Raw genomic sequence first — 22,548 nt, 5'->3', positions numbered from 1 at the left:
AAGACAGTTTTTTGTTGTTCTCGGCCTGGTCGTGGGGCAAGCCCCAAATACAACGCCTCTCCAAAAGAATCAGTTAGCTGCGCCTCTCGCCGTCTTGTTTTTATTGTGCGTGAGTCGATTCGTCTTATTTTTATTGTCTTGTGCATTGCTTGTTATTGTTCTTGTACCAAACATATAGCAGGGTGCGTGCCAACTTTTGCGAAACCCAATAAAACAAGGGGTTAGGCCGGTCGGCAGGCATTTCGAGGGCCAAAAAAAGCCGGGGCTTCGTTACCGTAAGCCCCGGCTTCTGTTACGTGAAAAAACTGAGGTAACAGTTTTTTCACAAAGTCATGTGTTACCCGCACATGAGACAGGTACGGTTCAGCTTTCGCTGGTCACCCCGGTCTTGCGACGTGGGATGCCCAGGCGTTGACGGCGCTCCCACAGGCATTTGCGGCTGACCCCGAGCTTGCGGGCCAGCTCGGTTTCGGTCATGTGGTCCTGATGTTCGAGGACGAAATGCTGGAAGTAGTCTTCCAGGGAGAGATCTTCGGTCGGTTCGTGGTTGCTGTTACTGGCGTTGCCCTGTTGTGGCGCCAGGCCAATGAATTCGTCGTCTTCCAGGTCGCCCAGTTCGATGTCGATACCCAACAGCTCGGCGGAGATTTCCGGGCTTTCGCATAGGATAACGGCGCGCTCGACGGCGTTTTCCAGTTCACGAACGTTGCCCGGCCAGGAGTAGTGACGAATGGCTTGCTCGGCATCCGCGGCGAATTTCAGGTCGGTGCGGTTGATCCGCGCACTTTGCCGCGCCAGGAACGCATTGGCGATTTCGTTGACGTCCGCACCGCGTTCGCGCAGGGCTGGCAGCTTCAGCGCGATAACGTGGAGGCGGTAATACAAGTCTTCACGGAACTGGCCGATCTTCGCCAGGCTCTTGAGGTCGCGGTGAGTCGCGGCGATCAGGCGCACATCGACTTTTTGCGACTGCACCGAGCCCACGCGACGAATCTCGCCTTCCTGCAATACGCGCAGCAGGCGAGCCTGGGCTTCCAGTGGCAGTTCGCCGATTTCGTCGAGGAACAAGGTGCCGCCGTCCGCCGCTTCCACCAGGCCGGCGCGCCCGGCGCTGGCGCCGGTGAATGCGCCTTTTTCGTGGCCGAACAGTTCGGACTCGATCAGGCTTTCCGGAATGGCCGCGCAGTTCACCGAAATCATCGGCGCCTTGGCACGTTTGGACAGGTTGTGCAGGGCGCGCGCCACCAGTTCCTTACCGGTACCCGATTCGCCCTGGATCAGAACGTTGGAGTCGGTCGGTGCCACTTTGCGGATCTTGACGTACAGGTCCTGCATCGGTGGGCACGAGCCGATAATGCCGATCTCACCGTTGCTGTTGTCGGTACCGGATTTCGCCGCACCGTTGGCGGCTTTGCCGGCAACCGCTTCACCGCCGGCTTGTACCGTTTGTCGGTCACGCAGGATTCGTGCGGCCGCTTGCAGCATTTCGTCATGGTCGAATGGCTTGGCAATGTAGTCCACCGCGCCCATTTTCATCGAGTCGACCGCCGAGCGCAGGCTGGCATAGCTGGTCATGATCAGCACCGGCGTGCCCTGGGCGAGCTTGATCAACTCCGTGCCAGGCGCGCCCGGCAGGCGCAGGTCACTGATGATCAGGTCGAACGAGGGAATGGTGAAGCGTTCTTGTGCTTCCTGCACTGATCCGGCTTCGCTGACCTGGTACTGGTTACGTTCCAGCAGGCGGCGCAAGGCGGAGCGGATAATGGTTTCGTCTTCGACGATCAAAATGTGCGGCATTGATTCGATACTCTCGACGGTCTCAGTTCACAGCGGACGTCGCTTCGACATGACGCGGCAAGGTAACCCTGATTCGGGTACCGCGTTGGCTTTGAACATCAGCCGGGCTGTCGATGGTGATTTGTCCATAATGCTCTTCAACGATGGAATAGACCAGTGCAAGGCCCAGACCGGTGCCTTCGCCAGGGTCCTTGGTGGTGAAGAAAGGTTCGAACAATCGGTCCATGATGCTCGACGGAATACCGCTGCCTTCGTCCTCCACGATCAGATCGACCGTGTGTTCGCCGGCTTCGCTCTTGACCCGTACCGCGCTGCCGGGAGGCGAGGCGTCACGGGCGTTTGAAAGCAGGTTGATCAATACCTGGGCCAACCGTTGCGGGTCGCCTTCGACCCAGTGTTCGGGGTCGCACAGGTTGTAGAACTGCACTTCGAAATTGCGTCGGTTCAGGGCCAGCAGGCCGATGGCATCCTGAGCCACTTCGGCCAGACAGACGGGCTCGTCGTTGTGCTGATGGCTGCCGGCATGGGCAAAGCTCATCAACGACTGGACGATGCGCGACACGCGTTTGGTCTGCTCGAGGATCTGGCCGCTGATTTCCTTCAGCTCGCCGTCTTCTTCACGTTCTTCGCGCAGGTTTTGCGCCAGGCACGCGATACCGGTGATCGGGTTGCCGATTTCATGGGCCACGCCGGCCGCCAGTCGACCGATGCTGGCCAGGCGCTCGGAGTGCACCAGTTTGTCCTCGAGCATCTGGGTTTCGGTCAAGTCTTCCACCAGCAACACCAGGCCACTGTTGCCTGGCGCGAGGGGTTCGTCGATCGCCGCTTTGTGCAGGTTCAACCAGCGTGTCTGGCCGTCGAGGGCCAGGTGCTGTTTGTGCAAGTGCTCGTCCGGCAGATTGATGAAGCCTTGCAGCAGGTCTTTCCATGGGTCGGCAATGGTACTCAGGCGCGAACCGACCACGCGCTGCGCGGCGATGCCGGTGAGTTCCTCCATGGCCTTGTTCCACATGAGGATCTCCTGATCCTTGGCCAGTGAGCAAACGCCCATCGGCAATTCCTGAAGGGTCTGGCGGTGATAGCGGCGCAGGGCATCGAGCTCGGCGGCCAGGCCGGTCAGGCGCGAGTGGTAATCCTCGAGGCGGCTTTCGATGAAGTGAATGTCTTCGGTGACGTAGTTTTCGCCGCCAGCCTTGTACGGCAGGAACGTTTCGACCATGTCCTGGGCCACGCTCGGGCCCATCAGGCCGGAGAGATTGGCTTCGATGCGGTCACGCAAGCGACGCAGGGCATAGGGGCGGCGCTCGTCGAAAGGCAGATAGAGGTCGCGCAGTGCCTGTTCCACTTCTTTCTGCGCCGCTTTTGCACCCAGTGGCTTGGCCAGTTGCGTGGCGAACTCCTGGGGCGAGGCGGCGTGCAGTTCCCGGCGTTGCGGGCGGCGAACGTTATCCACAGCGCAGGCTTCGGCAGCGCTGGCCTCTTCGGTGCTGGCGTTGGTGAACAGCGAGATCAGCGTGAACATCAGCACGTTGGCCGCCAGCGAGGCAATCGCCGCCATGTGCCAGCTGGTGTCGTCCAGCACGTAGATCATGTTCAGCAGTGGAATGTAGAAGCCTTGCAGGTTGCCAACCAGCGGTAACAGCATGGTCACCAGCCACACCAGGATCCCCGCCAGCAAGCCGGCGATGAAGCCGCGACGGTTGGCGGTCGGCCAATACAGGACCGAGAGCACGCCCGGCAGGAACTGCAACGTGGCGACGAAAGCGACAATGCCGAGGTTGGCCAGGTCCTGCTCGGCTCCGAGCATCAGGTAGAAACCGTAGCCGGCCATGATGATCGCGACGATCAGCGCCCGGCGAGTCCACTTCAGCCAACGGTAGATGTTGCCTTCGGCCGGTGGTTGATACAGCGGCAGGACCAGGTGGTTCAAGGCCATCCCGGACAGCGCCAGCGTGGTGACGATGATCAGGCCACTGGCGGCGGACAGCCCGCCGACATAGGCCAGCAACGCCAAAGCCTTGCTGTTGGCGGCGATACCGATTCCCAGGGTGAAGTATTCCGGGTTGGTGGTGGCGCCCAGTTTCAGGCCAGCCCAGAGAATCAGCGGCACCGCCAGGCTCATTAGCAACAGGAACAGCGGAAGGCCCCAGCTCGCACTCACCAGCGAACGCGGGTTGAGGTTTTCGGTAAAGGTCATGTGATACATGTGCGGCATCACGATCGCCGAGGCGAAGAACACCAGCAGCAGCGTACGCCACGGGCCTTCCTGCAACGGTGTGTGCAGGGCGGCGAGCGCGGTCTGGTTTTGCAGCAGCCACAGTTCAAGCTGTTGCGGGCCGTCGAACACGCCGTAAAGCGCATACAGCCCGACACCGCCGAGGGCGATCAGCTTGATCACCGACTCGAAGGCAATCGCGAATACCAGGCCTTCATGCTTTTCGCGGGTGGCGATGTGACGGGAGCCGAAGAAAATCGTGAACAGCGTAATCAGTGCGCAGAAGCTCAGGGCCACGCGATGCTGTACCGGCTCTCGGGTGAGGATGCTGATGGAGTCGGCGACCGCCTGAATTTGCAAGGCCAGCAGCGGCAGTACGCCGACCAGCATGAAAATCGTGGTCAGCGCACCGGCCCAGGTACTGCGGAAGCGGAAGGCAAACAGGTCCGCCAGCGACGACAGTTGATAGGTGCGGGTGATCTTCAGGATCGGGTAGAGCAGCACTGGCGCCAGCAGGAATGCCCCGGAAACGCCCAGGTAGCTGGACAGAAAACCGTAGCCGTATTGATAGGCCAGGCCCACGGTGCCGTAAAACGCCCAGGCACTGGCGTAGACGCCCAGTGACAGGGTGTAGGTCAGCGGGTGGCGAATGATCGCCCGGGGAATCATGCCCCGTTCGCTGATCCAGGCCACACCGAACAGCACCGCCAGGTATGCGGCGCTGATCAGGATCATCTGGGTCAGGCTAAAGCTCATCGGCATCTTTTTGGCTCTGCAGGATGAAGGTCACGACGATCAGAATCAGCCAGAGCAGATAAGGGCGATACCAGGCGCCAGTGGCGTCGATCCACCAATCCATGATGGCCGGGGAAAACAGGTAAATCCCCACTACCAAAAGCAGGACCAAGCGATAGATGTACATCCCGGCCTCTCTTTTTTATGCGCGTGCCCGAAAACGTGCGGCGATGGTAACGGATGGGTGCGCCACTGCAAGTGCGATCACAATAGCTGTGCCTCGGGCAGGCTCAGTGTGCGCGGGATCAGCGAGGCATCCCAGTGGGCAATACCCCAATTCAGCACTTCCCGTGGCGTGGCGTACGTCAGTTCGGTTCCCGGGTTCTGTCCCAGCGCCCGAAGCGCCCGCAGCAGTAGGGGCGTTGCCTGATCCTCGGTTAGCGGCGGCGAACGGTAGGATTTACCGAGCTTGTTGCCATCAGGCTGGGTAATCAGCGGGATATGCAGATAACGCGGTTGAGGCAGGCCGAGCAGTTCTTGCAGGTAGAGCTGGCGGGGCGTGGAGTCCAGCAAGTCGGCACCGCGAACGATATCGGTGATGCCCTGCCAGGCGTCGTCCAGGACCACCGCCAATTGATAAGCGTAGAGCCCGTCACGGCGGCGGATCACGAAATCGCCGACTTCCCGCCCCAGATGCTGTCGGTATTGGCCCTGCACCCGGTCAATGAAATGGTATTCCAGTTCGGGTACGCGCAGGCGGATGGCCGCATCGTCGGTGCCGTGGCCGGCATTGCGGCACAAGCCCGGATAAATTCCGTGATACGGCTCCAGCTGTTTACGCGAGCAGGTGCAGGCGTAGGCCAGGCCTTGATTGAACAGGCGATTGAGCACCTCGGCGTAGGCATCGTGCCGCTCGCTTTGGCGAACCAGGTCGCCATCCCACTCAAAGCCATAGCTTTCCAGTGCCTTGAGTATGGCCGCCTGGGCGCCGGGTTCCTCGCGGGGTGGATCGAGGTCCTCCATGCGCATCAGCCAGCGTCCGCCCACCGAGCGCGCGTCAAGGTAGGAGGCCAGCGCGGCGACCAGCGAGCCGAAGTGCAGATGGCCGCTGGGCGTCGGGGCGAAACGCCCGATGTAGGTGGGGGAGGTGGTGGCGGTCATCAGGGCAAGGCAACTTATTCCAGGCTGTCGTCAGATTCCTGCAGGAGCGAGCTTGCTCGCGATTGCCGTCAACGATAACGCCGGGAGCCTGGTACCCCGCGGCGTTCTCAGGTTCATCGCGAGCAAGCTTGCTCCTACAGTGATGGCGATTTTAATCGCAACGGGCATCAGCGAATTTTGGAAACAAAAACGGAGCGTTCGCACGCTCCGTTCTTCGTTCAAGTCGCAATTATTTGCCGACTTGCTTTTCCTTGATTTCCGCCAGGGTCTTGCAGTCGATGCACAGATCGGCGGTAGGGCGTGCTTCGAGGCGCTTGACACCAATCTCGATGCCGCAGGATTCACACCAGCCGTACTCTTCGTCTTCGATCAACTGAAGGGTCTTGTCGATCTTCTTGATCAACTTGCGTTCACGATCGCGGGCACGCAGTTCGAGGGCGAATTCCTCTTCCTGGCTGGCACGGTCTGCCGGATCAGGAAAGTTGGCCGCTTCGTCCTTCATGTGGTCCACGGTCTTGTCGACACCTTCCATCAGCTCTTTCTTCCACTGATTCAGGACCTTGGTGAAGTGCTTGCGCATGGGCTCGCCCATGTACTCTTCGCCGGTTTTCTGAACATAGGGCTCGAAGCCGCTGATCGTCTGGTTTTGCTGCTTTGCTTGGGTGGACATGAAATAGACCGCCTCTACTCTTGTAATCCATCTGCGCAGGATTGCTCCATCACCGACACCTGCCGGCCCTGCGGCTGCAAGCGGGCGAACTTACCAGATCAACTCGGGCCGCGCTACTCCCGGATGTCGAGCTCGCGGCACAGGGTGCTTGCAATTGATGACAAACCGTTGTCTGGTGGCTCTGGAACCCTGCTCAATTATTGATTTTAGTCAAACCTTGCGCGCGCGCCTGCGTCGTTTGTGATCGGGCTTACAAGGCCTCTGACCGCTTTAGGTTCTCGCTCGTTCCTGCGCTTGGGTAGAATCGGTTTTTTTTCCGTTGAAGGAAAGCCAATGGCTCAGCCCTACAGTGCCCGCAGTCGCGCGATCGAACCTTTCCATGTCATGGCGCTGTTGGCGCGGGCCAATGAATTGCAGGCCGCCGGCCACGATGTGATCCACCTGGAAATCGGCGAGCCGGACTTCACTACTGCCGAACCGATCATCCAGGCCGGCCAGGCTGCGCTGACAGCGGGAAAGACCCGTTACACCGCCGCACGCGGCATTCCAGAGCTGCGCGAGGCCATTTCGGGCTTCTATCAGCAGCGTTATGGTTTGAACATCGATCCGCGGCGCATCCTCATCACGCCTGGCGGCTCCGGCGCGTTGCTGCTGGCCAGCGCTTTGCTGGTCGACCCCGGTAAACACTGGTTGCTGGCGGATCCGGGCTACCCGTGTAACCGGCATTTCCTGCGGCTGGTCGAAGGCGCGGCACAACTGGTGCCGGTCGGTCCGGAGGTGCGCTATCAATTGACGCCGGACCTGATCGAGCGTCATTGGGACCACGACAGCGTCGGCGCATTGGTGGCGTCGCCAGCCAATCCAACTGGCACGATCCTGACCCGCGACGAGCTGGCGAAGCTGTCTGTCGCGATCAAGGAGCGCCACGGTCATCTGGTGGTCGACGAGATTTATCACGGCCTGACCTACGGCACCGATGCGGCCAGCGTGCTGGAAGTCGACGACAGTGCATTCGTTCTGAACAGCTTTTCGAAGTACTTCGGGATGACCGGTTGGCGGCTCGGCTGGCTGGTGGCCCCCGACGCGGCCGTCGGTGAGCTGGAAAAGCTCGCCCAGAACCTCTACATCAGTGCTCCAAGCATGGCGCAGTACGCTGCGTTGGCCTGTTTCGAGCCGGCAACCATCAGCATTCTCGAAGAGCGTCGCGCCGAATTTGGCCGGCGTCGGGATTACCTGCTACCGGCCTTGCGTGAACTGGGCTTCGGTATTGCCGTGGAGCCGGAAGGGGCTTTCTATTTGTACGCCGATATCAGCAAGTTCGGCGGCGATGCCTTCGCGTTCTGTAAACATTTTCTTGAAACCGAACATGTGGCATTTACCCCGGGGCTGGATTTCGGGCGTTATCAGGCCGGGCATCATGTGCGGTTCGCCTATACGCAAAATCTCGCGCGTTTGCAGGAGGCGGTCGAGCGCATTGCCCGTGGGTTGCGGAGCTGGCAAGGCTGATGCGTTTTAATCCTCCCCTCGAAGAAGGGCGCCTGATCCGACGTTACAAGCGTTTTCTCGCCGATATCGAAACCGTTGGCGGCGAATTGCTCACCATTCACTGCCCGAACACTGGCTCGATGCTCAATTGTCAGGTCGAAGGCGGGCAGGTCTGGTTCAGTCGCTCCAACGACCCGAAACGCAAGTTGCCTGGCACCTGGGAGGTCGGTGAAACCCCGCAAGGGCGGCTGTTTTGCGTGAATACCGCCCGAGCCAATGGTTTGATCGAAGAAGCGCTGCGGGCGGGCGTCATCACCGAGCTGAACGGTTTTACCGGGCTCAAGCGTGAAGTGGCCTATGGTCAGGAAAACAGTCGTATCGATTTCCGCCTTGATTACCCCGAAGGGCCGGCCTACGTCGAAGTTAAAAGCGTGACCCTGGGCTTCGACGGTACGGCGGTGGCGGCGTTTCCCGATGCGGTCACCCAGCGTGGCGCCAAGCACTTGCGGGAGCTGGCCCACCTGGCCAGGGACGGTGTTCGCGCGGTGCAGTTGTACTGCGTTTGCCTGACCGATATCGAGGCCGTGCGCCCGGCGCAGGAAATCGATGCCGCTTATGCGCAAGCCTTGCGTGAGGCGATTGCCTGTGGTGTCGAGGTGTTGGCTTACGGTGTGCGGTTGAGCCACGAAGAAATGCTGGTCGACCGACGTCTGGACGTGTTGCCAAGTGGCTAAAGGCTGATCCAGATCCCTTGTTCATCCTCGTGGCAGACCACGCTGGTCAAGGCTTGCCCCGCGCAAGGGCCGGCGACGCATTCACCGTCTTCGATCAGGAACAGTGCGCCATGGGTGGCGCACTGGATCAGGCTGTTGCTGGGGTCGAGAAACTGGTCGGGATGCCACTCCAGGGCAACGCCCCGGTGCGGGCAGCGATTGATGTAGACGTAAACCTGTCCGCTGCGGCGCACGGCAAAAAACTTTTGGTCATCGATGTCGAACCCGCGGCTGCTGTCATTGACCAACTCGGCGCCTGCGCAAAGCAACTTCATGTCTATCCTCGATCCCGCAACTCGTGACCGGATATGTCCGAGCTGGGCGGTTAAATGCTATCAAATGGCGCTCTTGCCCGCCGGGGACAAGTGCCTGTCGTCGAGGATACTTGGCCTGATCATTCGATGCCCGGGAAACCTTCAAGGAAAGCTGCTTATGCGCCTGACCACTGGCATCGTCGTGATCTGCATGGAGCATCCATCGCGGCATCCTGTCAGTACTTTTCCACAGGCAAAAAAAGACCCGGCAAGAGCCGGGTCAAATAACCGTGATTAGCCTGATGAGGAGATAATCCGAGAGTCCGAACCAAGGGCTTTTCAGAATATCGACCAGTCTCGCGACCAGTTGTGATAATCATATCGATTCTCATTACCAAGTCAACCGCTGTTTTTCGATTTCCTTGCGATTTGCCGGATTTGTGTCTGCAGGCCCCGCAATCATTGGGTTCCAGGTTGCAAAACTTCAGAAATAGTTGTCGGATCAATTCTTGTTGCGTTTAGAGATGGCTTCCAGTTGTTTGTTCAGGGCTTCCTTGCGCTCGGCAGGAATATCATTCCAGTGAACGTCCATCAGGGCGCCTTCAATTGCGTACAACAACACCTTGGACGCCCGAAAACCGCGCGTGCGCACGGCCCGATAAGCATCCACCGCCCCGAGGCGACGCAAGTCCGAAGCGCTATGGATGCCCACGGCATGCAGCCATTGCGCTGACGTCTTGCCAAGATTCTTCAGGTGTTGCAGTTCATCATTCATCAAGCCTCCTTGCGATGGCCGAATGGAGAGCGTGGGCAATCTTCTGAGGAGTGTAGCCATCAGTAGGAAAAGCGTGATTGTTTGCTCGTTTACGACGCAAATGCTTCTAAGAAACGAGCATTGGCAGTGCATGAACAAGTCTATGAGCGCAGTAGAGAGAGGCGGGGAAGAATCTGGAAACAAAGGGCGAACATCCCCACCGTCCAGCGCAACGAGAGGCGCCGGACGTGTCAGTCAGCGACGATGATCAGCGGGTGCGATAGCGCAATCGCGTGCCGAAGTTCATCGACATCAGGATTTCGTCGGCACTGAGTTCCACTGGAAAGTACGTACCGGAGATTTGCGCGTGGGCCAGGCTCGCGCCTTCCAGGTTCGCTTTGCGAAAATCGATGCCGCGCAAGTCGGCGGAACGGAAGTAGGCGTCGCTGAAATCCACGCCGTCGGCATTCAGTTCGCGCAGGTCCAGCCCCCGAAAATCTCCACCCACCATGTCGATGGGGCCATCCTTGGGGCGTTCACTGTTGAAGCCTTTGATGTCGTCTTTGTGCAGCAGGGCATATAGCGGTGTGTCGAGAAGTTTTGGCTGGCTCATGTCGCATCACCTGATGTTTTTATGACGCCAGTATAGTGCCACTATTTGACGGTCGTGAAGCCAGCGAGGGCCTCACGACTGAAATAGTTCTTACAGCCCTGGCAGGCGCTGGCGAATTTGCTCCACAACGGTATCGAGCGTCCCGCTTTCATTGGTCTGGACGCGTTTGCTGCAGAGGATTTCCGCGGGTGTCAGCGCTTCACGGCTGTCTTGCTGGGCGGCGATAACAGCCAGGGTGGCGTCGGACGGGTCTTTCTTGTCTGCCTGGCGCATGGCCAGCCAGCTTTCGATTACAGCCTGTGGCGCATTGCAGTCGAGGATCAGGAAGGGTGCACCCGTGGCCTCGGCCACCTTCGCTGCACTGTCACGCTGATCACGCTTGAGGTAAGTGGCGTCGACCACCACCGGGAACCCCGCACGCAGAATGACGTCGGCGATTTCGTGGAGGCGGGCATAGGTCGCCGCGCTGGCGTCGGCGCTATAGATGCCGGCCTGTACGTCATTCTCGACGGTTTGCTCGCCGAACAGGCGCTTGCGCTCGACATCGGAACGCAGGCGAATCGCGCCCAGGGCTTCGACCAGGCGCATGGCTACATGGCTCTTGCCGACAGCGGAAACACCGTGGGTAATGGCCATGAAGCGTGAAGGAATGGTGCTGTAGCTTTCGGCCAGGTTGGCGTAGTTGCGGTACTGGCGCAGGGTCGTGGCGCGCTGCACCGCAGTGGCGTCGGCCGGCATGCTGAACAGGGCAACCTTGGCGCGAACCAGTGCGCGGTAGGCTTTATAGAAGTTCAGCAGTTCGAGACCGCGATAGTCACCGGTCAGCTCCAGGTACTGGCTGATGAAGCGACGCGCCAGGCACTTCAGGCCGCGATCTTCCAGGTCCATCGCCAGGAAACCGGTGTCGGCATAAACGTCGGTAAAGCGAAACGGTTCGTTGAATTCGATGCAGTCGAAGATCACGACCTTGCCGTCGATCACGGTTGCATTGCCCAGATGGATATCACCGTGGCATTCACGAATGAAACCTTCGGCCTTGCGCTGGGCGAGCAGCGGTTTGAGGCGCTCGAAGCTGCTTTCGGCCCAGGCTTGCAGGGCGTCGAGTTGCAACAGGTCGGCTTTGTCGCTGAGGAACGGACGGATCTGTTCGAAATTCTGCCGCACCGGCGCCATGACGCTGTCCGGGGTACCGGCTTCGTGCCCGGCCGGCACTTTCGGAGCGCTGAGGTGGAAGCGGGCGATTTGCTCGGCCATCTCGTCGATGTGCGCGGTGGTCAGTTCGCCATTGGCTTGCAGGGTGCTGAGCAAGCCGTTTTGCGGGAACTGACGCATCTTCAGTACATATTCGATGGCTGGGCCTTCACCGCCCAGTTGCGGAGCCTCGGCGCTGCCGGTGACGGGCAGCACTTCGAGGTACAAATCGTCGGTCAGACGCTGGTTCAGGCGCAGTTCTTCAGCGCAAAAGTGTCCGCGAGCCTCAAGGCTGGTGAAGTCGAGAAAACCGAAATTGACCGGCTTCTTCACTTTATAGGCGTAGGGGCCGGTAAGCAGTACCCAGGAAATATGGGTCTCGATGACCTGGAATCCCTCTACTGGATGCGGGTAGAGGGCAGGGTTTTGCAGGGCAGCGATCAGGGACTGGCTCACAGGCGATCCTTCAGAGTCTGGGAAATTCAAGGCCGTCATTATGGCCGCAAGTCCGCTTGACGCAAACCTCGGAGCGCTCCTGTTGAGGATGAATAAAGTGCGTATAATCCGCCGCCATGACTCGTACTCGAACTCCCCGTACCCCGAAAAAACCACCCTCCAGGGGCCTGCGCCCGTGGATGGGCTGGGCCATTAAACTCAGTCTGGTCGCCCTTGTGGTGCTGGCCGGATTCGCCGTTTACCTTGATGCGATCGTCCAGGAGAAGTTTTCCGGCAAGCGCTGGACCATCCCGGCCAAGGTTTACGCGCGCCCGCTCGAGCTGTTCGTCGGACAGAAGCTGAGCCGGGATGATTTCCTGACCGAGCTCGATGCCTTGGGTTATCGCCGTGAAAGCGTGGCCAACGGTCCGGGGGCGGCGTCGGTCAACGGCAATACCGTTGATCTGAATACCCGTGGCTTCCAGTTCTATGAAGGCATGGAGCAAGCGCAACCTGTGCGGGTGCGTTTCTCCGGCGATTACGTGGCCGAGTTGGCGGGGGCTAAAGGCTCGAAGCTGTCGGTGGTGCGCCTGGAGCCGCTGCTGATCGGCGGCCTGTACCCGAAAAACCTCGAAGACCGGATTCTGATCAAGATCGATCAGGTGCCACCGTACTTGCTTGAAACGCTGGTGGCGGTCGAGGATCGCGATTTTTATCATCACTTTGGTGTTTCGCCGAAGTCGATCGCCCGTGCAATCTGGGTCAACGGTTCGTCCGGGCGCATGCGTCAGGGCGGCAGTACCCTGACGCAGCAGTTGGTCAAGAACTTCTACCTGACCAACGAGCGCAGCCTGAGCCGCAAACTCACCGAAGCGATGATGGCGCTGCTGCTTGAACTTCACTACGACAAGCGCGAAATCCTTGAGGCTTACCTCAACGAAGTGTTTGTCGGGCAGGACGGTCAGCGTGCGGTGCACGGTTTCGGTCTGGCCAGCCAGTTCTTCTTCAGCCAGCCGCTGGCCGAGCTCAAGCTGCATCAGGTCGCGCTGCTGGTGGGCATGGTCAAGGGGCCTTCCTCCTATAACCCCCGTCGTAATCCGGAGCGTGCCCTCGAGCGGCGCAACCTGGTACTCGATGTGCTGCAAGAGCAGGGTGTCGCGACCGCCGAGCAGGTTGAGGCGGCGAAGAAAATGCCGCTGGGCGTGACCAAGCGCGGCAGTCTGGCGGACAGCTCGTTCCCCGGCTTCCTCGATCTGGTCAAGCGTCAGTTGCGCGAAGACTATCGCGACGAAGACTTGACCGAAGAAGGGCTGCGTATCTTCACCAGTTTCGACCCGATCCTGCAGATGAAGGCTGAGGCCTCGGTCAACGACACCTTCAAGCGTCTGGCAGGACGCAAGGGTTCCGATGACGTCGAAGCGGCAATGGTCGTGACCAACCCGGAGACCGGGGAAGTGCAGGCCATGATCGGCAGTCGCCAGGCCAGTTTTGCCGGGTTCAACCGGGCGCTGGATGCTGTACGGCCGATCGGCTCGCTGATCAAGCCGGCTGTTTATCTGACCGCACTGGAGAAACCGAGCCAGTACACATTGACCAGTTGGCTGTCGGACGAGTCCTTCTCGGTCAAAGGCGCGGATGGTCAGGTCTGGAAGCCGCAGAACTACGATCGCCGTTCTCACGGTACGGTGTTCCTCTATCAAGGCCTGGCGCATTCCTACAACCTGTCGACCGCGCGTCTTGGTTTGGCAGTCGGTGTGCCGAACGTATTGAAGACAGTGGCGCGCCTGGGTGTGACGCGTGAATTCCCGGCCTTCCCGTCGATGTTGCTCGGGGCCGGCGGCATGACGCCAATCGAAGTGGCGACCATGTACCAGACCCTCGCCAACGGCGGCTTCAATACGCCGATGCGCGGGATTCGTAGCGTGCTGACTGCCGAGGGCGAGCCACTCAAGCGTTATCCGTTCCAGATTCAGCAGCGTTTTGATCCGGCCTCCATTTACCTGATCCAGAGCGCCATGCAGCGGGTGATGCGTGAGGGTACCGGCAGCTCGGTTTATAACGCGTTGCCAAGGACCCTGACCCTGGCGGGCAAGACCGGTACCAGTAACGATTCGCGAGACAGTTGGTTTGCCGGTTTCAGCCAGGACTTGCTGGCGGTGGTCTGGCTGGGTCGCGACGACAATGGCAAGACGCCATTCACCGGCGCCACCGGGGCCTTGCAGGTCTGGACCAGCTTTATGCGCAAGGCCGACCCGTTGCCGCTGGACATGCCGCAGCCGGATAATATCGTTCAGGCCTGGGTGGACTCGCGAACCGGGCAAGGTTCTGACGCCGGTTGCCCTGGTGCCGTGCAGATGCCGTATATTCGCGGCAGCGAACCGCCTCCCGGTGCCGCTTGCGGTGGTGAAAACCCTGCCGAGACGGTGATGGACTGGGTCAAGGGCTGGATGAATTAAGCAAAGAGGGTTTCAAGTGAACAAGTGGTTGATTCCAGCGGTTGCCGCCGTAGCTTTGCTCAGCGGTTGCTCTAGCGTACAACGTGGCTCGATTCCGGTCGTGGATTCCGGCACCGCCGTGTCCAACAGTGAGCGGATCTCGGCCAATGGCGGTTTCCGCCAGACGACCGTCAAGCGCCCTGCGCAAGGTCAGTCGCAGACCCAGGCGATTCCGCAAGGTGACAGCGGCGTAGTGGTGATGGTGCCAGGCGCGGCAACGACTTCGACGCCGATCAGCACCACGCCGATTACCCCGGGTCCGATCACGCCGGGGCCGATCACGCCGGGGCCGATTGACACGTCGCCGGTCCAATCGGCGCCGATCAATCAGGGCAGCTACAGCATGCCGTCGTCGCCAAGCGGGATTCCGTCGGCCAGTTCGGGCGGACTTTCTGCCGACGAGCAACTGGACGGCCCGGTATTGGCTTTGCTGACTACCGCTCAACAGCAACAGGCGAGCGGTGATCTCAATGGTGCCTCCTCCAGCCTCGAACGCGCCCAGCGCGTTGCTCCGCGTGAGCCGCAGGTGCTTTACCGCCTGGCCCAGGTGCGCATGGCTCAGGGCGATGCCGCCCAAGCCGAGCAGTTCGCTCGCCGTGGGCTGACCTTTGCCAATGGCCGTCCAGCCCTTCAAGCCAGCTTGTGGGAGCTGATTGCCCAGGCGCGCGCGAAGCAGGGTGACTCTCAGGGCGCGGCATTGGCTCGTCAGAAGGCCAAGGTAACGCTGTGATGGATGCGCGATTTCTGAAAATCGCCGATCAACTGTTGTTGATCGAGCGCGAGTTGCGGGTACAACGGTGGTGGGATGAAGCCCCGCCCTCTGCCGAAGCGCTTTCCAGTGTCGAGCCGTTTTCGGTCGACACACTGGAATTCGAGCAATGGCTGCAATGGATCTTCCTGCCACGCATGAAGATGATCCTCGAACAGGATTTGCCGCTACCCAATGCTTCGGGCATTCAGGAAATGGCTGAAATGGTCTTTGCCGGGCGCAATGTCCAGGGTAGGGATCGGCAGTTACAGGTGCTGCTCAAAGAATTCGATCAACTGATCACCGCGTCCCGCTGAGCCAGAAGCTGCCAGTGTCCGCTGGCAGTTGTTCACAATATCCCTCTATTTTGTCGGCCGTTTCAGGGTAAGTGCATTCGCGTGCCAATTTTTTGCCAAAAGTTGCGCAATCAAAGCTAACACGGGGTGGATTTACGGGTTTTTTCTTGCGTTCTCATGTGCTTAGTAGAATAAAGCACATAGACGACTTGACTTGCGAAGGCCGAAACAGAAGAATCCAAAGTCCGCTGTACAGGGACTGCCAGAAGCAGACCCTCTCAGCAGATCATGAGGCGCATATCCGCGTCGACCTGTTACACCCGCAACGCGTTACCTCGCGCTGGGTGGGAAAGCCCCGCAACACTTGGGACGATCCCAATACTTGCTCAGTCAGTGCTGACGTAGTCGGCGACCACCGTCGCTCATGCTCTGCCGAGAAGTAAACCTATTAAGACCCGTCCCATTTTTCGTGGGCGGTATTCTGGCGTTTTAGAGGTGAGCAACGTGGAGCTTTTATCTGGCGGTGAGATGCTCGTCCGCTTCTTGCGTGACGAAGGCGTCAAATATATCTACGGGTACCCGGGTGGTGCTCTTCTTCATGTCTACGATGCCCTGTTCAAAGAACCGGAAGTGACCCACATCCTGGTTCGTCACGAGCAAGCGGCTACCCATATGGCTGACGGCTACGCCCGTGCCACCGGTAAAGCCGGCGTGGTACTGGTGACTTCCGGTCCTGGCGCAACAAACGCCATCACCGGTATCGCCACCGCCTACATGGACTCCATTCCGATGGTGATCATTTCCGGCCAGGTGCCTAGCACCATGGTTGGCACCGATGCGTTCCAGGAAACCGACATGATCGGTATCTCCCGGCCGATCGTGAAGCACAGCTTCATGATCAAGCACGCGTCGGAAATCCCGGAAGTCATGAAGAAGGCGTTCTACCTGGCGCAATCCGGTCGTCCTGGCCCGGTCGTTGTCGATATCCCGAAAGACATGACCAACCCGGCCGAGAAGTTCGAATACGTCTTCCCGAAAAAAGCCAAGCTGCGTTCCTACAGCCCGGCTGTTCGCGGTCACTCCGGTCAAATCCGCAAGGCGGCAGAAATGCTCCTGGCGGCCAAGCGTCCTGTGTTGTACTCGGGCGGCGGCGTGATTCTGGGTGGTGGTTCCGCACCACTGACCGAACTGGCGAAGATGCTCAACCTGCCAGTGACCAATACCCTGATGGGCCTCGGTGGCTACCCTGGCACCGACCGTCAGTTCATCGGCATGCTCGGCATGCACGGCAGCTACACCGCCAACCTGGCGATGCACCATGCTGACGTGATCCTCGCTGTCGGCGCACGTTTCGACGACCGTGTCATCAATGGCGCGTCGAAGTTCTGCCCGAACGCCAAGATCATTCACATCGACATCGACCCGGCTTCGATCTCCAAGACCATCAAGGCCGACGTGCCTATCGTGGGGCCGGTTGAGAGTGTCCTGACCGAAATGGTCGCGATCCTCAAGGAAATCGGCGAGACCCCGAACAAGGAGTCCGTTGCCAGCTGGTGGAAGCAGGTTGACGAGTGGCGCGGTGATCGCGGCCTGTTCCCGTATGACAAGGGCGACGGCAGCAAGATCAAGCCTCAGACCGTGATCGAAACCCTGTGCGAAGTGACCAATGGCGATGCCTTTGTGACCTCCGACGTGGGTCAGCACCAGATGTTTGCTGCGCAGTACTACAAGTTCAACAAGCCGAACCGCTGGATCAACTCCGGTGGCCTGGGCACCATGGGCTTCGGTTTCCCGGCGGCCATGGGCATTCAGTTGAGCTATCCGGATGCCGACGTCGCCTGTGTGACGGGCGAAGGCAGTATCCAGATGAACATCCAGGAGCTGTCCACCTGTCTGCAATACGGTTTGCCGGTAAAAATCGTCATTCTGAACAACGGCGTTCTGGGTATGGTTCGTCAGTGGCAGGACATGAGCTATGGCAGCCGTCACTCGCACTCCTACATGGAGTCGTTGCCTGACTTCGTCAAGCTGGCTGAAGCCTATGGTCACGTTGGCGTGCGCATCACTGAATCGAAAGATTTGAAGTCGAAGATGGAAGAAGCGTTCGCCATGAAAGATCGCCTGGTGGTGATCGATATTTCGGTCGATACCAGCGAGCACGTCTACCCGATGCAGATCAAAGACGGCTCCATGCGCGATATGTGGCTGAGCAAGACGGAGCGTACCTAATCATGCGGCACATTATTTCCTTGCTTCTGGAAAACGAACCCGGTGCTCTGTCTCGTGTGGTTGGCCTGTTCTCGCAGCGCAACTACAACATCGAAAGCCTGACTGTGGCACCAACCGAAGACCCGACCCTGTCGCGTCTGACGCTGACCACGGTCGGTCACGATGAAATCATCGAGCAGATCACCAAGAACCTGAACAAGCTGATCGAAGTGGTAAAACTGGTCGACCTGTCGGAGAGTGCTCACATCGAGCGCGAACTGATGCTGGTCAAGGTCAAGGCCACCGGCGCCCAGCGCGCCGAGATCAAGCGCACTACCGATATTTACCGTGGGCAGATCGTCGATGTCAGCGCCAGCGTGTATACCGTTCAACTGACCGGTACCAGCGACAAGCTCGACAGCTTCATTCAGTCCATTGGCACCGCCTCGATTCTGGAGACCGTCCGTAGTGGCGTGACCGGCATTGCCCGCGGCGACAAAGTACTCAGCATCTAAACCAAATTAGCGAACGGCCTGAACGGCCTGATATAGGGGAAATTCATGAAAGTTTTCTACGATAAAGACTGCGACCTGTCGATCATCCAGGGCAAGAAAGTTGCCATCATCGGTTACGGTTCCCAGGGCCACGCTCAAGCGTGCAACCTGAAAGACTCCGGCGTTGACGTGACTGTCGGCCTGCGTAAAGGTTCGGCTACCGTTGCCAAGGCTGAAGCCCACGGCCTGAAAGTGACCGACGTTGCTTCTGCTGTTGCAGCTGCCGACCTGGTCATGATCCTGACCCCGGACGAATTCCAGTCCTCCCTGTACAAGAACGAAATCGAGCCGAACATCAAGAAAGGCGCCACCCTGGCCTTCTCCCACGGCTTCGCGATCCACTACAACCAGGTTGTGCCGCGCGCTGACCTCGACGTGATCATGATCGCGCCGAAGGCTCCAGGCCACACCGTACGTTCCGAGTTCGTGAAGGGCGGCGGTATCCCTGATCTGATCGCTATCTACCAGGACGCCTCGGGCAACGCCAAGAACGTCGCCCTGTCCTACGCTGCCGGCGTTGGCGGCGGTCGTACCGGCATCATCGAAACCACCTTCAAGGACGAGACTGAAACCGACCTGTTCGGCGAACAGGCCGTTCTGTGCGGCGGTACCGTTGAGCTGGTCAAGGCCGGTTTCGAAACCCTGGTTGAAGCTGGCTACGCGCCGGAAATGGCCTACTTCGAGTGCCTGCACGAACTGAAGCTGATCGTTGACCTCATGTACGAAGGCGGTATCGCCAACATGAACTACTCGATCTCCAACAACGCCGAATACGGCGAGTACGTGACCGGCCCTGAAGTCATCAACGCCGAATCCCGTCAGGCCATGCGCAACGCCCTGAAACGTATTCAGGACGGCGAATACGCCAAGATGTTCATCAGCGAAGGCGCTACCGGCTATCCTTCGATGACCGCCAAGCGTCGTAACAACGCCGCTCACGGTATCGAAATCATCGGCGAGCAACTGCGCTCCATGATGCCGTGGATCGGTGCCAACAAGATCGTCGACAAAGCTAAAAACTAAGTCACGCGCTTGTACGAAAAACGCGGCTTAGGCCGCGTTTTTTCGTTTGGGGGGCCGGTTCTGGTATAAAGCTGCATCGTTTGTGGCCGAACCGTCGTCCCAGACACCTGTCCAAACTTTCCACCCGTTGCAAGGTAATGTCCATGAGCGAACGCCCCGAAGAGCCAAACCAGGCTTCTGACGCCGAAAGCCTGCTGCCCATCGATGAACATGTCGAGGAAGGGCATGACGCCGAAGGTCGTAAAGTCCGGCATCGTGGTATCTATCTTCTGCCGAATCTGTTCACCACTGCGAATCTGTTCGCAGGGTTCTATTCCATCATCAACTCAATGAGCGCCCAGGCGGCCTTGAGTGCCGGTGACTCGGCCAATGCGAGCAAGTATTTCGCGTTCGCGGCCATCGCGATCTTCGTCGCAATGGTGCTCGATGGTCTTGATGGGCGCGTGGCCCGCATGACCAATACCCAGAGCGCCTTCGGTGCCGAGTACGACTCGCTGTCGGACATGGTTGCCTTTGGTGTTGCCCCGGCATTGCTGGCCTTCGGTTGGGCCTTGGGTGACATGGGCAAGGTTGGCTGGATGGTCGCCTTCATCTATGTGGCGGGCGCGGCCTTGCGCCTTGCGCGCTTCAACACTCAGGTCGGTACCGCGGACAAGCGCTACTTCATCGGTCTGGCCAGTCCTGCCGCTGCGGGTGTGGTTGCAGGTATCGTCTGGGCGTTCAGTGACTACGGCATTCAGGGTTCCAAGATGTCCTTCCTGGTTGCGCTGATGGTTGCGGCGGCCGGCATGCTGATGGTCAGCAACATCAAGTACAACAGCTTCAAGGAGCTGGACCTGAAGGGGCGAGTGCCTTTCGTGGCGATTCTCGCCGTGGTGCTGGTGTTCGCAGTGGTGTTCAGTGACCCTCCGCGTATCCTGCTGCTGGTGTTTCTCGCCTATGCAGCCTCCGGCCCGGTTCAATATCTGTTACGTCTTCGCCGTAACAAGAGCGCGTAATTTCCCTCATACTCCGCAGTCTATGGGTGCATCTGTCCTCCAAAGCTGCGGAGTAACCATGCTGATTAAAGTCCCCAGAGCGTCCGACTGCCACGAGTCGGACGTCACGCCTGAATCCCTCTATCTTTCTCGACGCAAAGTGCTCGGCGCCACGGTTGCGGGCTTCGCTCTGGGCAGCCTGCCGCAATGGGCCAGCGCTGGCGATGCTGTGCGTTATCCGGATGTCGAGCCCGGCAAGGCGCCTTCCTGGTTCAGCGAAAAACTTCCGGCTACCCAGTGGGGGGCGATCAGCGTCAAAGATGAGGCGATCACGCCGTTCAAGGATGCGACCCACTACAACAACTTCTACGAGTTCGGCACAGACAAAGGTGATCCGGCCGCCAATGCCGGCACGCTGAAGACGGAGCCGTGGTCGGTAGTGGTGGACGGGGAGGTGGGCAAGCCTGGGCGGTATGCGCTGGAGGACCTCATGAAGCCGTATCGGTTGGAGGAGCGAATCTACCGGCTGCGTTGCGTGGAAGCCTGGTCGATGGTCATTCCCTGGATCGGTTTTCCGCTCTCGGCCTTGCTCAAGGAAGTCGAGCCGACCTCGAAAGCCAGATTCATCCGCTTCGAAACCTTGCAGGATCCCAAAAGCATGCCGGGGCAGCGCTCCGGTTTTGCCTTGATCGACTGGCCCTATGTGGAAGGGTTGCGACTGGATGAGGCCATGAATCCGTTGGCGATTCTCGCAGTGGGGATGTACGGGCGTGAATTGCCTAATCAAAACGGCGCGCCGTTGCGTTTGGTGGTGCCTTGGAAATATGGCTTCAAGAGCATCAAGTCAATTGTGCGCATCAGTCTGGTCAGCGAGCAGCCGAAAACCACCTGGCAGAGTATTGCTGCGGATGAATATGGCTTTTATGCGAACGTGAATCCCACCGTTGATCATCCTCGCTGGACTCAGGCGCGTGAACGCCGCCTGCCCAGTGGCTTGTTCAAGCCCAATGTGCGCGACACGCAAATGTTCAACGGCTATTCAGAGGAAGTCTCCTCTCTATATGCGGGGCTCGACCTGAGGAAGAATTACTGATGCGCTATCCGTTTTGGCGTATCGGTGTCTTTGTCGTGGTGCTGGTGTGGCCGCTGCTGTGGCTGTACCAGGCCTGGGAGGATGTCCTCGGGCCGGATCCGGGCAAGGTGCTGGTCGATCGATTGGGTTTGGGGGCGCTTGTTCTGCTGCTTGTAACCTTGAGTATGGCGCCTTTGCAGAGACTCACCGGTTGGGCGGGGTGGAATGCCGTGCGGCGACAGTTGGGATTGTGGTGCTTTGCCTATGTGCTGCTCCACCTCGGTAGCTACTGCGCATTCATTCTTGGTTTTGACTGGTCGCAGTTGGGTGTCGAGTTGCGCAAGCGGCCTTACATTATTGTCGGGGCGTTGGGTTTTCTTGGTTTGCTGGCATTGGCGGTGACTTCCAATCGATACAGTCAGCGACGATTGGGCGCCCGCTGGAAGAAGTTGCATCGCCTGGCTTATGCCATTCTCGGGCTTGGATTACTGCATATGCTCTGGATTGTGCGCGCCGACCTGAAAGAGTGGGTGATCTATGCATCTATAGGTGCATTGCTGTTAATGCTGCGGCTACCGCCTGTGGCTCGTCGAATCCCGCGTCTAATGGCTAAAAAGGCCTCTTCTGCCAAAAAGGCGTAAATAGTGGTTGACGGCAGATTCCAGGTGTCTATAATTCGCCCCACTTCCGGCGCAGTCGAAACGGAAAACTCCTTGGTAAACAAAGAGTTATGCAGTTTTCGACAGCAGGTTGCTTCAGTTCATCGAAGCCGAAAGGGAGTTGAAAAAGAGGTGTTGACAGCAGCGTGTAACGCTGTAGAATTCGCCTCCCGCTGATGAGAGATCTGAAGCGCAAGTGGTTGAAGTTACAAAGGAAACTTTGAAAGCTTCTGAAAATAATCACTTGACAGTAAATGAGGCTGCTGTAGAATGCGCGCCTCGGTTGAGACGAAAGATCTTAACCAGCCGCTCTTTAACAACTGAATCAAGCAATTCGTGTGGGTGCTTGTGGAGTCAGACTGCTAGTCAACAGATTATCAGCATCACAAGTTACTCCGCGAGAAATCAAAGATGTAACCAACGATTGCTGAGC

The 22,548-nt window shown here is 58.9% G+C and carries 20 protein-coding genes; 11 read left to right on the top strand and 9 right to left on the bottom strand.

Translation table 11 applies throughout. The features are described from left to right. Positions 1–363: 363 nt before the first annotated feature. From KGB20_RS22235 to dksA, 5 genes are all read right to left on the bottom strand, one after another. Positions 364–1,797, bottom strand: coding sequence for a sigma-54-dependent transcriptional regulator (locus KGB20_RS22235; protein ID WP_150813460.1), 1,434 nt, complete (start codon positions 1,795–1,797; stop codon positions 364–366). A gap of 22 nt (positions 1,798–1,819) precedes the next feature. Beyond that, positions 1,820–4,774, bottom strand: a complete 2,955-nt coding sequence (locus KGB20_RS22230) for a sensor histidine kinase (RefSeq protein WP_167362842.1) — start codon at positions 4,772–4,774, stop codon at positions 1,820–1,822. Continuing rightward, positions 4,758–4,934, bottom strand: a complete 177-nt coding sequence (locus KGB20_RS22225; protein ID WP_003176118.1) for a hypothetical protein — start codon at positions 4,932–4,934, stop codon at positions 4,758–4,760. The genes KGB20_RS22230 and KGB20_RS22225 overlap by 17 nt, the downstream gene beginning before the upstream one ends. A 77-nt stretch (positions 4,935–5,011) precedes the next feature. Continuing rightward, a complete protein-coding gene (gluQRS, locus tag KGB20_RS22220) occupies positions 5,012–5,908 on the bottom strand; it encodes a tRNA glutamyl-Q(34) synthetase GluQRS (protein ID WP_154862188.1) in 897 nt (298 codons plus the stop codon). Between the two features lie 229 nt (positions 5,909–6,137). After that, entirely contained in the window at positions 6,138–6,578 is a 441-nt protein-coding gene (gene dksA, locus KGB20_RS22215; protein ID WP_008053890.1) for an RNA polymerase-binding protein DksA, read from the bottom strand. 333 nt (positions 6,579–6,911) lie between these two features. On the opposite strand from dksA, the gene KGB20_RS22210 reads away from it, so the two are divergent. Further along, entirely contained in the window at positions 6,912–8,084 is a 1,173-nt protein-coding gene (locus tag KGB20_RS22210; RefSeq protein ID WP_150813456.1) for a pyridoxal phosphate-dependent aminotransferase, read from the top strand. After that, positions 8,084–8,797 (top strand): DNA/RNA nuclease SfsA, encoded by a 714-nt coding sequence (sfsA, locus tag KGB20_RS22205; RefSeq protein WP_154862189.1) that lies wholly within the window; start codon positions 8,084–8,086, stop codon positions 8,795–8,797. The genes KGB20_RS22210 and sfsA overlap by 1 nt, the downstream gene beginning before the upstream one ends. Here sfsA and KGB20_RS22200 read toward each other — a convergent pair. The 4 genes from KGB20_RS22200 to KGB20_RS22185 all read right to left on the bottom strand — a co-directional run bounded on the left by KGB20_RS22200 (position 8,794) and on the right by KGB20_RS22185 (position 12,104). Further along, entirely contained in the window at positions 8,794–9,111 is a 318-nt protein-coding gene (locus tag KGB20_RS22200) for a Rieske (2Fe-2S) protein (RefSeq protein ID WP_150813454.1), read from the bottom strand. The genes sfsA and KGB20_RS22200 overlap by 4 nt on opposite strands. 481 nt (positions 9,112–9,592) lie before the next feature. Continuing rightward, positions 9,593–9,865 (bottom strand): TfoX/Sxy family protein, encoded by a 273-nt coding sequence (locus KGB20_RS22195; protein ID WP_154862190.1) that lies wholly within the window; start codon positions 9,863–9,865, stop codon positions 9,593–9,595. 247 nt (positions 9,866–10,112) lie between these two features. Next, positions 10,113–10,457 (bottom strand): pentapeptide repeat-containing protein, encoded by a 345-nt coding sequence (locus KGB20_RS22190; protein WP_008053898.1) that lies wholly within the window; start codon positions 10,455–10,457, stop codon positions 10,113–10,115. Positions 10,458–10,547: 90 nt separating this feature from the next. Beyond that, entirely contained in the window at positions 10,548–12,104 is a 1,557-nt protein-coding gene (locus KGB20_RS22185; protein ID WP_057713282.1) for an AAA family ATPase, read from the bottom strand. 116 nt (positions 12,105–12,220) lie between these two features. On the opposite strand from KGB20_RS22185, the gene mrcB reads away from it, so the two are divergent. The 9 genes from mrcB (at position 12,221) to msrQ (ending at position 22,097) form a co-directional block, all read left to right on the top strand. After that, entirely contained in the window at positions 12,221–14,539 is a 2,319-nt protein-coding gene (gene mrcB, locus KGB20_RS22180) for a penicillin-binding protein 1B (RefSeq protein ID WP_150813452.1), read from the top strand. A 16-nt stretch (positions 14,540–14,555) separates the two neighbouring features. Then, a complete protein-coding gene (locus tag KGB20_RS22175) occupies positions 14,556–15,308 on the top strand; it encodes a tetratricopeptide repeat protein (protein WP_154862191.1) in 753 nt (250 codons plus the stop codon). Beyond that, complete coding sequence (locus KGB20_RS22170) at positions 15,308–15,643, top strand: YqcC family protein (protein WP_154862192.1); 336 nt, start codon at positions 15,308–15,310, stop codon at positions 15,641–15,643. The genes KGB20_RS22175 and KGB20_RS22170 overlap by 1 nt, the downstream gene beginning before the upstream one ends. Positions 15,644–16,126: 483 nt before the next feature. Continuing rightward, the gene (locus tag KGB20_RS22165; protein WP_057716561.1) at positions 16,127–17,851 is read left to right on the top strand and encodes an acetolactate synthase 3 large subunit; all 1,725 of its coding nucleotides are present in this window, start codon (positions 16,127–16,129) and stop codon (positions 17,849–17,851) included. A 2-nt stretch (positions 17,852–17,853) separates the two neighbouring features. Next, a complete protein-coding gene (ilvN, locus tag KGB20_RS22160; protein WP_003205610.1) occupies positions 17,854–18,345 on the top strand; it encodes an acetolactate synthase small subunit in 492 nt (163 codons plus the stop codon). A gap of 45 nt (positions 18,346–18,390) precedes the next feature. Beyond that, positions 18,391–19,407: a ketol-acid reductoisomerase gene (gene ilvC, locus KGB20_RS22155; protein ID WP_003228216.1), complete on the top strand. Its 1,017-nt coding sequence runs from the start codon at positions 18,391–18,393 to the stop codon at positions 19,405–19,407. A gap of 143 nt (positions 19,408–19,550) precedes the next feature. Continuing rightward, positions 19,551–20,405 carry a CDP-diacylglycerol--serine O-phosphatidyltransferase gene (pssA, locus tag KGB20_RS22150; RefSeq protein ID WP_007971084.1) on the top strand — a complete coding sequence of 285 codons (855 nt, stop codon included), beginning with the start codon at positions 19,551–19,553 and terminating at the stop codon, positions 20,403–20,405. A gap of 58 nt (positions 20,406–20,463) precedes the next feature. Then, a complete protein-coding gene (gene msrP, locus KGB20_RS22145; RefSeq protein WP_154862193.1) occupies positions 20,464–21,477 on the top strand; it encodes a protein-methionine-sulfoxide reductase catalytic subunit MsrP in 1,014 nt (337 codons plus the stop codon). Beyond that, positions 21,477–22,097: a protein-methionine-sulfoxide reductase heme-binding subunit MsrQ gene (gene msrQ / locus KGB20_RS22140; RefSeq protein WP_102672222.1), complete on the top strand. Its 621-nt coding sequence runs from the start codon at positions 21,477–21,479 to the stop codon at positions 22,095–22,097. Before msrP ends, msrQ begins: the two co-directional genes overlap by 1 nt. The last annotated feature ends 451 nt before the right edge of the window (positions 22,098–22,548 follow it).

This window comes from Pseudomonas sp. BF-R-30 (assembly GCF_019956175.1).
Lineage (GTDB): Bacteria > Pseudomonadota > Gammaproteobacteria > Pseudomonadales > Pseudomonadaceae > Aquipseudomonas > Aquipseudomonas jessenii.
Note: the sequence above shows the minus strand (reverse complement) of the source record. Positions and strands in the feature narration are given on the sequence as shown.